General features: G+C 60.9%; 12 protein-coding genes and 1 tRNA gene. 4 read left to right on the top strand and 9 right to left on the bottom strand.

What is annotated here, in order from left to right:
* Window positions 1-29: 29 nt before the first annotated feature.
* From smpB to dapA, 3 genes are all read right to left on the bottom strand, one after another.
* The gene (gene smpB / locus BLW80_RS27120; protein ID WP_068732465.1) at window positions 30-503 is read right to left on the bottom strand and encodes an SsrA-binding protein SmpB; all 474 of its coding nucleotides are present in this window, start codon (window positions 501-503) and stop codon (window positions 30-32) included.
* 65 nt (window positions 504-568) lie between these two features.
* On the bottom strand, window positions 569-985 hold the full coding sequence (mscL, locus tag BLW80_RS27115; protein WP_089263809.1) for a large conductance mechanosensitive channel protein MscL: 417 nt from the start codon (window positions 983-985) through the stop codon (window positions 569-571).
* Between the two features lie 103 nt (window positions 986-1,088).
* Window positions 1,089-1,982 carry a 4-hydroxy-tetrahydrodipicolinate synthase gene (gene dapA, locus BLW80_RS27110; protein WP_093761388.1) on the bottom strand — a complete coding sequence of 298 codons (894 nt, stop codon included), beginning with the start codon at window positions 1,980-1,982 and terminating at the stop codon, window positions 1,089-1,091.
* Between the two features lie 336 nt (window positions 1,983-2,318).
* Here dapA and BLW80_RS27105 point away from each other — a divergent pair, with 336 nt between their 5' ends.
* Window positions 2,319-4,478: a lytic transglycosylase domain-containing protein gene (locus BLW80_RS27105; protein WP_441232211.1), complete on the top strand. Its 2,160-nt coding sequence runs from the start codon at window positions 2,319-2,321 to the stop codon at window positions 4,476-4,478.
* Between the two features lie 173 nt (window positions 4,479-4,651).
* Here the strand turns inward: BLW80_RS27105 and BLW80_RS27100 are convergent, their stop codons facing one another.
* The gene (locus tag BLW80_RS27100; protein ID WP_093761384.1) at window positions 4,652-6,178 is read right to left on the bottom strand and encodes a porin; all 1,527 of its coding nucleotides are present in this window, start codon (window positions 6,176-6,178) and stop codon (window positions 4,652-4,654) included.
* A gap of 672 nt (window positions 6,179-6,850) precedes the next feature.
* Between BLW80_RS27100 and BLW80_RS27095 the strand changes: the two genes are divergently transcribed.
* Window positions 6,851-6,941 (top strand) — tRNA-Ser (locus tag BLW80_RS27095).
* Between the two features lie 459 nt (window positions 6,942-7,400).
* Window positions 7,401-7,724, top strand: coding sequence for a DUF4145 domain-containing protein (locus BLW80_RS30540; protein ID WP_170849821.1), 324 nt, complete (start codon window positions 7,401-7,403; stop codon window positions 7,722-7,724).
* Window positions 7,725-7,921: 197 nt separating this feature from the next.
* Here the strand turns inward: BLW80_RS30540 and BLW80_RS27085 are convergent, their stop codons facing one another.
* The gene (locus BLW80_RS27085) at window positions 7,922-8,230 is read right to left on the bottom strand and encodes a hypothetical protein (protein ID WP_139285958.1); all 309 of its coding nucleotides are present in this window, start codon (window positions 8,228-8,230) and stop codon (window positions 7,922-7,924) included.
* 153 nt (window positions 8,231-8,383) lie between these two features.
* Between BLW80_RS27085 and BLW80_RS27080 the strand changes: the two genes are divergently transcribed.
* Window positions 8,384-8,776, top strand: a complete 393-nt coding sequence (locus BLW80_RS27080; protein WP_093761378.1) for an AprI/Inh family metalloprotease inhibitor — start codon at window positions 8,384-8,386, stop codon at window positions 8,774-8,776.
* A 165-nt stretch (window positions 8,777-8,941) separates the two neighbouring features.
* Here the strand turns inward: BLW80_RS27080 and BLW80_RS27075 are convergent, their stop codons facing one another.
* The 4 genes from BLW80_RS27075 to BLW80_RS27060 form a co-directional block, all read right to left on the bottom strand.
* A complete protein-coding gene (locus BLW80_RS27075) occupies window positions 8,942-9,211 on the bottom strand; it encodes a hypothetical protein (RefSeq protein WP_068732448.1) in 270 nt (89 codons plus the stop codon).
* A 340-nt stretch (window positions 9,212-9,551) separates the two neighbouring features.
* Complete coding sequence (locus BLW80_RS27070; RefSeq protein ID WP_093761376.1) at window positions 9,552-10,169, bottom strand: GNAT family N-acetyltransferase; 618 nt, start codon at window positions 10,167-10,169, stop codon at window positions 9,552-9,554.
* A 1,092-nt stretch (window positions 10,170-11,261) separates the two neighbouring features.
* A complete protein-coding gene (gene gatB / locus BLW80_RS27065; protein WP_093761374.1) occupies window positions 11,262-12,746 on the bottom strand; it encodes an Asp-tRNA(Asn)/Glu-tRNA(Gln) amidotransferase subunit GatB in 1,485 nt (494 codons plus the stop codon).
* A 95-nt stretch (window positions 12,747-12,841) separates the two neighbouring features.
* Entirely contained in the window at window positions 12,842-13,810 is a 969-nt protein-coding gene (locus BLW80_RS27060) for an aliphatic sulfonate ABC transporter substrate-binding protein (RefSeq protein WP_093761372.1), read from the bottom strand.

The raw sequence follows: 13,810 nt of genomic DNA, 5'->3' as shown, positions 1-13,810 counted from the left end.
TTGTTTGCGGGGACGGGCGACGCCCAGCCTCAGCCTCTCGCGCGGAGCAAACGCCCCTTCTCGCGACCCCAATCGCGGTCCTTCTCGCTCGCACGCTTGTCGTGGAGCTGCTTGCCCTTTGCCAGCGCGAGCTGCAGCTTAACCCGGCCGCGTTCGTTGAAGTACATCTTCAACGGCACAAGGGTCATGCCCTGGCGTTCTACCGCACCCATCAGCTTGTTGATCTGCTTGCGATGCAGCAGCAGCTTGCGCGGCCGCTTCGGCTCGTGGTTGAAGCGGTTGGCCTGCAGATATTCAGGGATGTTGCAGTTGATCAGCCAGATCTCGCCGTCCTTCGGATCGGCGTAGGATTCCGCAATGGTGCTCTTGCCGTTGCGGATCGACTTCACCTCGGTGCCTGTCAAGGCGATACCCGCCTCGACCGTGTCCTCGACGGCATAGTTGAACCGCGCCTTGCGGTTCTCGGCGATCACCTTGATCGGGCGTTCGTTCTTTTCGGCCATCGTTCAATACTTTCAGCGTGCTGACCGAATATAGGTGCCCCGAATGCCCGACCCAAGCCTTGGGCTCAGGCCTTCTTGAGCAGGTCGCGGATCTCGGTCAGCAGTTCTTCTTCACGGGTCGGCTTCGGCGGTTCAACCGGCTTGGCGGCATCGTTGCGCTTCAGCTGGTTCATGAAGCGGATCACCAAGAACAGGACAAAGGCGACAATGATGAAGTTCAGCGTCAGGGTCAGGAAGCTGCCCCAGGCCAGCACGGCGCCCTGCTTCTTGGCGTCGGCCAGATTGGTTGCCGTAACGGATTTTGAGAGACCCGTGAAGTAATTCGAGAAATCGAGACCGCCGGTGATCGCACCGATGATCGGCATGATGACGTCGGCCACCATCGACGAGACGATGGCACCGAAGGCCGCGCCGATGATCACGCCGACCGCGAGATCGACCACATTGCCCTTCATCGCGAAATCGCGAAATTCCTTCAGCATCTGCAATTCCTTTTTGTTTTCAACGAACGACGCGCACGCGGTTACAAACAAGGAGAGATGACGCAGCCAAAGTCACCCAACACCCGGTTGATTCAGGCGACGCCTAGTTGATGAGGCCCGCGAAGACCATGGCGTCGCGGATCACCTTGCCGGTCGGCGGCGTCACCGTCATTAGCGGCAGACGTACCTCTTCCTTGATGCGGCCCAGCAAAGCGAGGCCGTGCTTGGCGCCGGCAAGGCCCGGCTCCTTGAAGATCGTGTCATGCAGCGGCGTCAGGCGATCCTGGACCTTGAGCGCCCCGGCATAGTCGCCCTTGAGCACCAGCGACATCAGTTCGGCACACAGCTTCGGCGCAACATTCGCCGTCACCGAAATGCAGCCATGACCACCCGCCGCCATATAGGCCAGCGCGGTCATGTCTTCGCCGGACATCTGGATGAAATCCGGTCCCATCGCGTGACGCTGCTTGGACACACGCGCGAGATCGGCAGTGGCATCCTTCACGCCGGCAATGTTCTTCAGCTCATAAAGGCGCGCCATGGTGTCCACGGACATATCGACCACCGAACGGGGCGGAATATTGTAGATGATGATCGGAATGCCGATCGCGTCGTTCACCGCCTTGAAGTGCTGATACATGCCCTCTTGCGTGGGCTTGTTGTAATACGGCGTCACCACCAGCACTGCATCGGCGCCGGCCTTCTCGGCGTGCTTCGCCAGTGCCACCGCTTCCTTGGTGGAGTTGGACCCGGCGCCAGCGATCACCGGCACGCGGCCCTTGGCTTCGTCGATGCACCATTCGACGACCTTGTAATGCTCTTCATGGCTCAGCGTCGGGCTCTCGCCCGTGGTGCCAACCGGAACGAGGCCGTTGCTGCCCTCGGCCATCTGCCAGCTGACGAGCGCACGAAAGCCTGCCTCGTCCAGCGCGCCATCTTTGAACGGCGTGACCAGCGCGGTGTAAGACCCCCGGAAATTCGTCTTGGTGGCTGCCATGGTCTGCTCCGAACGCGATGCGGCTTTAGCCGTCTGCTTGAACCGATTGATTGAACAGCAAGTCTTACCGAGTCTGTGGCTGCGGCGAAAGACCGCCCGAAGCGGTTTCAGCGCGGTTTACCGGCTGTTTGGCCGTGATTTCGCCGCCGTGGCCGGGCAGAGAGGAGCAAGCGGTTACAGAAATTGACGATTTGGTCACCGTTTCAATCAAATACATCATGGGAATGCGTGCGATTGTCTGATTCGCCGCGAGGGAACGCCGTGAAGCACCTGCTCCTCACCTCGACTGCGCGGCGGACGGCCTTGCAACGGACAGCCTTGGGCTCCGGTCTGGCGCTGGCGGTCGGAGTATCGGTGCTGGCCGTCGAGGCCTGGGCGGCCACCAAGGTTCCATTGCCGAAAGCGCGCCCCATTGCGCGCAGTGCCGCACAGGCCCCCACGGCCGTGGCGACCCCGGCGAAGCCGCTCGCGCCGGATGCTGCGAGTCCGGCTCCCGTAATCCAGCCCGCCACACGCCAGCATGCGGCAATTCCACCTGCTGCCAAGAAGCCGATCGCCCGCGCCGCGGTGGCGGCAACAACATCCACCCCACAGGCGGATGCCGAAACGCTTGAAAACGTCATCGAGCTGATCCGCAAGCGCAAGGGGTCGGAAGCCGCGCAGGTCGTGCAAACGATTGGCGATCCGGTGGCGCGCAAGCTCGGCGAATGGATCTATCTGCGCAGCGATGACAATGGCGCTTCGGTCGAGCGCTACCGCGCTTTCGTCGCCGCCAATCCGAGCTGGCCATCGCAGACCTTCCTGCGACGCCGCATCGAAGCGGCGCTGTGGGACGACAAGCGCGACGACTCCGCGATCCAGTCCTATTTCGAGAGCGAGAAGCCGATTTCCGCCAAGGGCAAATTCGCTCTGGCCAAGTCGCTCCTCGCGCGCGGCGACCGCGCCGGCGCGGAGCGGCTGATCCGTGATGCATGGCGCAGCGATCCGTTATCGGGCGATACCGAGAACATGGCCATCGACATGTTCGGTCCGCTGATCACACCCGGCGATCACAAGGCGCGCATGGACATGCTGCTCTATGGCAGCGATTCAGATGCCGCGCTGCGCTCTGCCAAGCGCCTCGGCGGCGCGCAGATGGCGCTCGCGCGGGCGCGCATCGGCGTCACCAAGAAGGCATCGAACGCCAACGCGCTGCTCGCTGCAGTACCGTCCGAGCTGCATAGCGACCCCGGCTACATCTTCAGCCACATTCAGCAGCTGCGCCGCGAGGAGAAATTCGGCGAAGCAGCGCGGCTGATGATTGCAGCGCCGCGCGAACCGCAGCGCCTGCACAATCTCGACGAATGGTGGATCGAGCGACGTCTCACGGCGCGCAAGTTACTCGACGTCGGCGAACATCGCTCGGCCTATCTCGTAGCACGCGATGCTGCCCTGCCGGCGCGCGACATCTACAAGACCGAGCAGGAGTTCACCGCCGGCTGGATCGCGCTGCGCTTCCTGAAAGATCCCGCAACTGCCGCTCAGCACTTCGCACGTATCGGCGTCGGCAGCGTCAATCCGACAGCCCTCGCCCGCGCCGGTTACTGGCAGGGCCGTGCTGCGGAAGCCGCAGGCCGCAGCCAGGAAGCGCGTGCCGCCTACACGCGCGCAGCAGAGCAATCCACCAGCTATTACGGCCAGCTCGCCCGCGCGAAGCTTGGCCTGCAGCAGCTCGACATCAGCGGCGCGTTGACCGCCCGCGCGCGCGGGCTCGATCGACTGGAAATCGTTCGCGCGGTGCAACTGCTCTACGCTATGGACGAGCGCGAAGTCGCCATCCCGATCTTCGCCGATGTCGGCGAGAACGGCGATCCAGAAGCGGTGCTCGGCCTTGCCGAGCTGGCGCAACAGAACAAGGATGCCCGCGGCACATTGCTGGTCGGCAAGGCGGCGCTCAATCGCGGCCTGCCGTTCGATCACTATGCCTATCCGACAACGGGCATTCCGAGCTACCGCCCGATCGGGCCCGAAGTCGAGTCTGCCGTGGTCTATGCGATCGCACGGCAGGAAAGCGCCTTCAATCCGGCCGTCGTGTCGCCGGCCCAGGCCTATGGTCTGATGCAGGTGACGCCGAGCGCGGCGCAATACGTCACCAAGCGGCACGGCGGCACCTATGACCTCTCACGCCTCAAGGGCGATTCGGTCTACAATGCGACGCTGGGCGCCGCCGAACTCGGTGGCCTGCTCGAAGACTATCGCGGCTCCTACATCATGACCTTTGCCGGCTACAACGCCGGGCGCGGTAGCGTGCGCAAATGGATCGAACGCTACGGTGATCCACGTGACCCCAAGGTCGATCCGGTCGACTGGGTCGAGTCGATTCCGTTCTCGGAAACGCGCAACTACGTCCAGCGCATTATGGAAAATCTGCAGGTTTATCGCGCCCGCTTCGGCGGTGGCTCACGGCTGCAGATCGAGGCCGATCTGCATCGCGGTGCCAGCAGCAGCGTCGAATAGCGTCAACCAGGACAGTGCGAATATGTCGGATGGGTAGACCGCAGACGCCTAAGCGTCGAAGCGAAACCCCTCCTGCGCCTTGGCACAGCGATCGATCACGCAAGCAAAAACCCCCGGCAGTTTCCTGCCGGGGGTCATTGTTTCAGATAGCGATTGCCGTGAGGCAGTCGATATTAGAACGAGCGCAGGATCTGCACCGAACCGTTGTAGAGGTTCTGGTTGCTCGTGTTCAGGACCGTACCAGCCGGCTTGCCGGACATGCTCGTCACGGTGTAGGTGCCGTTGAGGTTCTGCTCGAGGCGGCTGTAGGTGAATTCAGCCGACAGGGTCAGGTTCTTGACAGGGGTCCAGGCGGTACGGGTACCGATCTGGGCCACGGCGAAGTCGAAGTTGCCGGTGCCGGCGAAGGTGCCAGCGCGAGATGCTGCAGCCGACGAGCTGCTGGTGCCCGGGCCACCCGTGGTGAGGCCCTGGAATGCGGCGAGCATCAGAGCATTGCCGTCACCGTACGAGATGCTGCTGTAGCTGCCGAACAGCGACGTGCGCCATGCCGGGTTCCAGTAGTGCTCGTAGAAGCCGGCGACCGACCAGGCTTCGCTCTGGATGATCTGGCCATTGGTGGTGTAGACGCCATCGAGAACGTAGCCGAAGCCGATCGTGTTGCCGTCGACCTTCGCGAAACGACCGCCGCCCGAGGTATCGGTGGTGCCGCCAGCGATCGCGTACTTCGCTGCGCCCTTTGCGTAGGTTGCTTCGAGCTTCAGAGTGTCACCAGCGCCGGTGGGCAGGTTCTTGAATTCAACCGCACCGTTGACTGCGAAACCGTACTTGTCGTCAGCGTGACCGGTAGCTTCGTTCGCGCCGTAGAAGCCCGGGGTAGCAGTGTGCATCGCAGCGCCGAAGTGCAGCGTGCCCCAAGCCTGGTCGAGGCGGATGTTGCCGACGACGTCAGGAATGTGGTTGCCGCCGTAGGCATTGCCGAGGAACGTGTTCGAGGTCGTGCCGTAGAACGCCCCCGTGAACGTGCTCGCGCCCGGTCCGGTGATGAAAGAATTGGTATTCCAGAGGCCGGCGTTGCGGTAGGCCGAAGCGTTTTCGAGCGAGATCGTCGCCGACACGCCGTTACCGAACGAAGCGGTGTAGGCGATCTGCGGGATACCGGTCGTGTTGTTCGAACCAGCCATGAAGCCCGACGAGATGTAAGGCTTGTTGAGGGCCCACTGCGGATCGAACTGCGAGACGGCCTTACCGAAGGTGAAGCCGGCGAACTGGATGAAAGCGTAGTCGACTTCGGTGAAGCCGCCAGCGATCGATTCACGGTTCTGCGAGAAGTCGAACTGCATGTTCGCGTAGGTACGAAGGACACCGTATTCGGTGGCAGTGCGGGTATCTGTGGTCAGGTTGATACGTTCGCGGGTGATGAAATAATCCTTGGTCCAAAGATTATTGCCACCAGCGCCACCCTGCCAGAACGGGGTATCGTAAGCTGCTGCGTTGAACGAGGTGTCCAAACGGATCGCGCCGCCGATCTTGATGCAGGTGTCGGTGCCCGGGATGTAGTAGAAACCCGCGCCGTAGAGGGAGCAGATCTTCACGTATTCGACCGCTTTGGCCTTGACGGGAAGATCGGCTGCCTGAGCTCCGCCAACGGCGAGCAGAGCTGCCGTCGAGCCGAGAATAAGGCCCTTAATCGTCTTCATGTAAACCTCCAAGTTGCTTTAGGGAAGGTTCTGCAACGGGGTGGAGGCCACCCTGAAGACAAGTCCCCTTAATCCCTGACAACCCGCAAACGCTCCGAATCTCAAAACCCGTCGCACAAAGCGTGCCGACGAGGTTCAGGACGAACCACCTTACGGGACGACCTCGGGATGCCCCCCTCCGTCGCACCGAGACCATCTCCTAAGGTTTCTCGCTCCGCAACAATGGAACGCCTCAAAGCGGCCTCCATTCGGCCGTTTCCCGGGCTGTGTTGCTTAAATCACACGGACTCGTGAATGGGTATTCTTCGCAAGCAATTGTTTTAACATCAGAATTTCCAACGCCGCATTTCAAGGCACCGACCCATCCCGTAACGAGCAGAAACACATTCACACTCGCATTCGATGTATCTGGCTGGCTTTCCTGGTCCCTCGCCCGAATCGTCTCGCATCTGCTGGAGCGATAAATTCCGGCAAGCGCGGAACGGCGGATGGCAATCGATAAACAGCCTCGGGACCCATTTCCCGGCAGCAAATACACCACAGGCGGACGCGGCATCTAGAGATTATAAAGACACACCCACATCGGATGCGTCCGATTTTTGGGAACATGCGCTGCAGACTGCGATCTGGCGCTTGCGGCTCGCGACGGTGTCGGGCATATGCAGCAATGATGGAGCTGTGGCCGAGTGGCTGAAGGCACCGCTTTGCTAAAGCGGCATACCTCTCAAGGGTATCGAGGGTTCGAATCCCTCCGGCTCCGCCATTATTTTAATCAAACACCTGATATCATTAAGAAAAACGCATCCATGGGCTCCCTGCCCCAACCTGTGCCCCAAAAGATAACGGTGACAGGTCTTGTGGGAGAGCCGCACTATGAAGTGCCCGTTTTGCACGATCAATTTTCACGATAATTGGATCGAAGCTCCCGTTAGCCGAAACGGAAGACATTTATTGGTGCCGGGAGGCAACGAAAACCAAAGGTGGACACTCCGATCCGCTATTTGACCCGGTGCCGACTGCGGCAAGGTGACCATTGAACTATCTATACGCGATGCGCTGTCCAGCATCTACGCCATGCCATGGCGGCGTATCGTTCCAATCGGTGCAAATCGCGGACCTGTACCGGGCGTCGTTCCAAAACCAATCGCCGCTGACTATGCCGAGGCATGCAACGTACTACCGATTAGTCCGAAGGCATCGGCCGCCCTCTCTGCAAAACACGATGCACGATCACGGCTACAAAGATCGAGATCTCGCGCGAGAGATCGATCTGCTACTCAAAGAGACCGATCCATTGAAGGCGCTCCCCCGGAAGCTGCGGCAGACGGTCGATGCGATCCGCAACTTCGGGAATTTCAGTGCTCATCCCATAGACGACAAGACGACGCTCCAGATCATCGACGTAGATCCACACGAGGCGGAATGGTGCCTCGAAACGATCGAAGAAATGTTCGATCATTTTTATGTAGGTCCCGCAGAAGCAGCAGCGAAGAAAGCTGGTCTTGATGCAAAGCTAAAAGCCGGCGGCAAGCCTCCCTCAAAGTAGGAAAACCCGCCGGGTCGCTCCGGCGAGTCTCTACCTGCTAGCGGTACTCAAACTCTCCGCTTAAGCGAATGATGCCCGGCAATCCCCAAAGAAGGCTTCCGGACGCCTCTCCGCCATCACCTTCCACGACAGCATGCACACCCTCGCAGGACGACACTCGCGGTCGCCGCCGAGTCGTCACGTCTTGGATGACGGACCTACCAAGTCTGGTTCCGCGAATTGTCTCCAACGCCATAGCCGTAGCCGGGATAGGACTGCGATACCCCGCCTGCCCCGCCAACATAGCTGCCAAAGGCATCACGCGGAGATGTGCGCCTCACCTGCCGGTTCTTGCGTGCCGCACTGATATCGGTGGATGTGACAGCAGCGGGCGCGCTAATCGATTGCGGATATGCGGGCGCCGATGCAGCAACTGCAGGCTGGGCTGCGCCAGCGGCAATAACTACCAGACTCGCGAGGCCGCTGGCGCGGATGATCGATGGAAGCGTGAGTTTCTTCGTCGACATGGCATTGTCCTTTTTGTGGTGCGGCCTCTCGGCCTCGTTGTGCAAGCGACGTGACAGACATTGGGGCGTACATGCCGGTTACAACCGTGACACTCGTAACAAGGCCGTGACGTGGCTACGGTACATTTGGACGTATGCGAGGGAGTGCGCGATATGAAATGGGCTGCCGTGATTGCCGTCGCGATGACGATCTCATCTGCCGCATCGGGGCAAACCCTTAAGCTGATGGATCTCAAGGAGGTCGATCCGGCGATGCTCAAGGATATCTACGGAGCCTGGGAGCTCCAGGACGCCAAGGGCAAGAAACGCTGCCGTGTGGTGCTGAAGAGCGAGAGCACCATCGGCGGCTCACAGATCGACATCGCCAAGGACTGCGCCAGGACGTTCCCCGTCATGGACGAGATCGCGGCGTGGCGGCTCTATGAGGGATGGACGATCGGCTTTGCCGACGCGACCCGCAAACTGCGCATCCGCTTCTCGACGCCGGAAAACCGCTATGTGGCGGAACCGGAGACCGACGGCATCTTCACCATCGTCAAGAAGTAGCGGCTCATCGCGCTGCCCCGACGTGCGCGCCTGCCGAACCACCGTGAAAACACGCAGTCGGATTAAAGCGTTTTCGAGCGAAGTGGGTACCGGTTCGCATCAAGAAAACGCGTCTCAACAAACAGCCAGAGCCTCGGTTCTGATTCTATCAGAACCGAAAAGGCTCTAGTGAACCGTCGACAGCCAGGCGCGGGCATCGCGCTGCGCGGCGGCGATCTCGACATCCGACATCATCTCGGCGACTTCGCGGCGCATCGGGATGGCATCGACCCGGCCCTTGAGGGCAGCGAGGTTGAACCACTTGTGCGCGGCGACGAGGTCAACGATCCCCGAACGGCCCGACGCCCAGTACAGACCGCGCTCGAACAGCACGTCCTGGATGGCGGTCTCTGCGATCGGCATCGCAGCTTCAAAATCGATCTGCCCCTGAAACATCGGTCATTCCTTTTTTTGCTTTTGCCGCCCCCAACCGAGCGCGGCTCCTGTCCGTTATTTGATGCAATCCCAACCGCCGTTTGCCGGCTTGTTGGGATCAATATGACCAATCAAATTTGAAGAGCAGTTTAAGTATCGGGATGAACGAAATCTGAAGAGCCGAAGCCGGAATCGGCCTGTACGCGGCCAGAAACCCAGTATTTATGCGGCTTTTCTGCATTTTCGCGGAATTCGGTTTACCCTGCTGTTTTGGGATGCCGTAACCATCGCAACAGCGCCGATAACAATGGACGTTAGGAGCTGCGAACAGGCAGGCACCTGCTCCAGCCAATAAAGACCGCTAGCCAGTGATGCGACGCCCCATCCAGATGGTGCGTGACGTCTCGCTCGCCGTGGCCAATGGCAGAAATCCTTGTCGCTTCCAAAATATCAGCGCTGCCGCATTCGCGTGATTCACCCCCACATGAATGCCCTTGGCATCCCGTGCGCTTGCGAGCTCCAGCCATACGGCGAGCAACCTGACGCCCACGCCCCGGTGCTGCAGTCGCGGCAGGAGGTTGAGATGAACATGCGCTGGATAGTCGCGCACAACATCAGCTGGCGCGTGCTCCGGATGATGGATCATGGCATGGCGCCGCTCGTCGGTCGTCCAGGCTTCCGGCGCGCTGCTGGGATAGGCGTATCGTCGGCGCAGACTTGGCCACCAAACCTGCTCAAGCCGGTTTTCCCAGAGCACCGTATCGATCGTGCCCACGACAAAACCACCAACGCCGTCTTCATCCTCCACGACAAAGGCAAGATCCGCCTGGAGCGAGGCGTACGGGGCTGAGTAGATGTGGCCGACGAGATGGCCGTCCTCGTAGAGATGGGACGCATCACCACCCGCATGGCCGGTGGCCAGCGATATCGCATGGAGCGCCGCAAGGTCCCGGGGTTCAAAAGGGCGAAACAGCAGCATCGGCACACTCTAGCAGAAGCGCCGGCGCACCGTTATCGCCTTGAGCAAACGAAAGATTTTCGGGATTGGGAAATTCTAAGCGCCGGGGATGAACCGCACCGGCAAAAAAACGAGGGCGTCGGCAACACGTCAGGATCATATCTCATGTGGCCGGAGCCACCGATGAAACTGCGGACCAATGATCCGCACCGAATAAAGAACGCCAATCACGGAATGACCGGCTTCTTTGCCGGACCGGCTCGCGGGAAGAGCAAGCCCTGCCCCGGAGTGACGGTCCAGCCGTTTGACCTGATGTCTCGCCGACACCCTCTTTCGTCGACCAGAGCTGCGATCAATATCCGCTTCGAGAAGCAAATTGTCGTCGAGGCTCTCGTGACGTCGCCGGCGTTGCCACCGGCGTCGATCGTGGCAGAAGAAGTTACTTCTTCTTGGCGACCTTCTTGGTCTTCTTCGCGGTCTTCTTCACAGCGCTCTTCGCTGCCTTCTTGACGGTCTTCTTGACTGCCTTCTTCGTAGCTTTCTTGGCCATGTTGCCCTCCATAAAGAGATGACTTGATCGCTGCGTGCACTCGGGAATCGAAATGCACTTCATCCCGAATACACCAACGATTTCAAAAGAACAGTCTCTCGCTTAAGGAAGTGTTGATGAGCGCAACGCGCCACTTCCCCCACGGGCTCAGTCACAACTTGAAATCCGGCATGCGGGGCGGCGCGAGAAACGCCCGGAAACGCTGCGTCCACAAATGTCAAGATTGCAGAAAGTGCTTATTTTTTCCGAGCGCCCGCGATTCGTACTACCAAACAACTACACAAACTTTTGCCGCTCCCAGACGTGAGTCGGGGCACTCAAAACAGGTGCTGCGGACTCTGAGTCGGTATTTTTGGCAATGAAAATATTTTTCGGGAAAACGCGTTCGCGACTTATCGGTGCTGGCCACAACCGCACTTTCTGTCGACTGACGGCATGCCGATTCGCGATCTAATTCCGCGCGCGCGACCGTTCATCGCCCACGTTACGACGCGCCAACGCGGTCCGTTGAAACGAAAACGGCGCCGCTCAAGGCGGCGCCGCGGTCATCGAAAGGGTAATTGTCAGATCCCGAGTTTGCTCTTGAGGATGTCGTTGACGACCTGCGGATTGGCTTTGCCGCCAGATGATTTCATCACCTGGCCGACGAACCAGCCCATCAGCGCCGGCTTGGCCTGCGCCTGTGCGACCTTGTCGGGATTGGCTGCGATGATGTCGTCGACCACCTTCTCGATCGCGCCGGTGTCCGTCACCTGCTTCATGCCGCGCTCTTCGACGAGCGCGCGCGGGTCACCGCCTTCCGTCCAGACGATTTCGAACAGGTCCTTGGCGATCTTGCCGGAGATCACGCCTGCCCCGATCAGGTCGATGATGGCAGCCATCTGTGCCGCCGACACCGGCGACGACGCAATGTCCTGGCCTTCCTTGTTGAGGCGCCCGAACAGTTCATTGATCACCCAGTTGGCGGCGAGCTTGCCGTCGCGTGCTTTGTCGGCAAGCCCGGCGAGCGTCGTCTCGAAGAACTCAGCACTCTCGCGCTCGGCCACCAGCACGGCGGCGTCATAGGCTGACAGGCCGAACGCGCTGATGAACCGCGCCTTCTTCTCGTCCGGCAGTTCCGGCAGTTCGGCTTTCAGCGCTGCGACGTATTCTTCGCTGAATTCCAGCGGCAGCAGATCCGGATCCGGGAAATAGCGGTAGTCATGCGCGTCTTCCTTGGAGCGCATCGACCGCGTCTCGCCCTTGTTGGGGTCGTAGAGCCGCGTCTCCTGATCGATCACCCCGCCATCCTCGAGGATACCGATCTGGCGCCGCGCCTCGTAGTCGATGGCCTGGCCGATGAAGCGGATCGAATTGACGTTCTTGATCTCGCAGCGGGTGCCGAACGGTTCGCCTGGCCGGCGGACCGAGACGTTGCAGTCGGCGCGCAGATTACCCTTCTCCATGTCGCCGTCGCAGGTGCCGAGATAGCGCAGGATGGTGCGCAGCTTGCTGACAAGGGCCTGCGCCTGTTCCGAGGAGCGCATGTCGGGCTTGGAGACGATCTCCATCAGCGCCACGCCGGACCGGTTGAGATCGACGAAGGTCTGCGTCGGGCTCTGGTCGTGCAGCATCTTGCCGGCGTCCTGCTCCAGATGTAGCCGCTCGATGCCGACGGTGGCGGTCTCGCCGTCGGCCAGTTCGATCGTGACCTCGCCCTCGCCGACGATCGGCGACTTGTACTGGCTGATCTGGTAGCCCTGCGGCAGGTCCGGAAAGAAGTAGTTCTTGCGATCGAAGATCGAGCGCCGGTTGATCTGCGCTTTCAGGCCGAGCCCGGTACGGACCGCCTGCTTCACGCATTCCTCGTTGATGACCGGCAGCATGCCCGGCATGGCCGCATCGACCAGCGAGACATGGCTGTTCGGCGATCCGCCGAACTCCGTGGACGAGCCGGAGAACAGCTTGGCGTGAGAATTGACCTGGGCGTGGATTTCCAGACCGATGACCATTTCCCAGTCGCCGGTGGCGCCCTTGATGAGCTTCGAAGGTTTGACAGGTGCGTTCATGGAGCGGTTTCTACCGCGACACGAGGCGCGGGAAAACCCCTCCTCGCGCGTTCCCGCAGCATTGCCACGGCACGACCGGGCCGGTCTTTCGAGCGTCAGCGGGCCACGGCGATGACGTGATCCTTGATTGCCGCAGGCTTCGGCAGCAGCTTGCTGCCCACCAGCCAGTCATTCAGGCTCTCCAGCGCCACCAGTTCCTTCTCGCCGACCGGAACGGGTTCGTCGTTCCGGTAATTTGCCACCCGGGTGGCGACCGCGGGGCTGAGCTTCAGCTCCTGCACCCACAGGCGCGCGGCTTCCTCGCGATTCTGCTGAGCCCACCGCGCCGACTCCCGCAGATCCTCCAGGACATCCTTCAGAATATCCGGATGCTCCGCGGCAAACGGCGTCCGCACGACATAGACAACAGCGTTCTGCGAACCGAAATCGCTCGCCTGCGCAATCACGCGGGCATCCCCGTCGACCAGCGCGGTCGGAAAGAAGATGCTCCAGGCTGACCATGCGTCCACATGGCCGTTGGCGAAGGCGGCAGCGGAATCCACCGGGCTGAGGAAAGCGCGCTTGACCCCCGAGGACGGCACACCCGCCTTTTCCAGGGCCTTGGTCAGTTGATAGTCGCCGGTGCCGCCACGATTGACTGCCACCGAGCGGCCGGCGAGATCCGCGACGGTCTTGATGTCCGACCCGTTCCTCACCACGATGCCCGAGGAATCCCCGGCATCCCACTGATAGGCAAAGAGCGAAATCGGTGCGGTGCCGACCAGCGACGAGATTGCCGCGCTTGAACTTCCGATCGTGATGTCGATCGCATTGGCATTCAAGGCTTCCGACGCCGGCGCATAGGCGATGAACGGCCCGACCCAGGCAACCTTGACGTTCCTGGCCGCCAGACGCTTCTCCAGCGTGCCGCGCAGGCGGCTGATCGACAGCGGTTCAGGTCCGCGCAGGAAGCCGAGCCGGACTGTCACCGGCGTCGCCGGAGATGCGGCCACGCTCGCTGACGTGGAGGCAAGCCCGATCAGAAACGCGGCGACAGCCGCCCGCAGGAAAGTAGAGCGCAACAT

This window comes from Tardiphaga sp. OK245 (assembly GCF_900108575.1).
GTDB lineage: Bacteria > Pseudomonadota > Alphaproteobacteria > Rhizobiales > Xanthobacteraceae > Tardiphaga > Tardiphaga robiniae.
This window is presented reverse-complemented; position numbering and strand designations above follow the sequence as displayed.

Excerpts from the sequence above, each read along its gene's own strand:
- gatB (WP_093761374.1), bottom strand. The coding sequence starts at position 12,746 with ATGAACGCACCTGTCAAACCTTCGAAGCTCATCAAGGGCGCCACCGGC.
- mscL (WP_089263809.1), bottom strand. The coding sequence starts at position 985 with ATGCTGAAGGAATTTCGCGATTTCGCGATGAAGGGCAATGTGGTCGAT.
- BLW80_RS27080 (WP_093761378.1), top strand. The coding sequence starts at position 8,384 with ATGAAATGGGCTGCCGTGATTGCCGTCGCGATGACGATCTCATCTGCC.
- BLW80_RS27100 (WP_093761384.1), bottom strand. The coding sequence starts at position 6,178 with ATGAAGACGATTAAGGGCCTTATTCTCGGCTCGACGGCAGCTCTGCTC.
- smpB (WP_068732465.1), bottom strand. The coding sequence starts at position 503 with ATGGCCGAAAAGAACGAACGCCCGATCAAGGTGATCGCCGAGAACCGC.
- BLW80_RS27070 (WP_093761376.1), bottom strand. The coding sequence starts at position 10,169 with ATGCTGCTGTTTCGCCCTTTTGAACCCCGGGACCTTGCGGCGCTCCAT.
- BLW80_RS27085 (WP_139285958.1), bottom strand. The coding sequence starts at position 8,230 with ATGTCGACGAAGAAACTCACGCTTCCATCGATCATCCGCGCCAGCGGC.
- dapA (WP_093761388.1), bottom strand. The coding sequence starts at position 1,982 with ATGGCAGCCACCAAGACGAATTTCCGGGGGTCTTACACCGCGCTGGTC.
- BLW80_RS30540 (WP_170849821.1), top strand. The coding sequence starts at position 7,401 with ATGCACGATCACGGCTACAAAGATCGAGATCTCGCGCGAGAGATCGAT.
- BLW80_RS27075 (WP_068732448.1), bottom strand. The coding sequence starts at position 9,211 with ATGTTTCAGGGGCAGATCGATTTTGAAGCTGCGATGCCGATCGCAGAG.
- BLW80_RS27060 (WP_093761372.1), bottom strand. The coding sequence starts at position 13,810 with ATGTTGCGCTCTACTTTCCTGCGGGCGGCTGTCGCCGCGTTTCTGATC.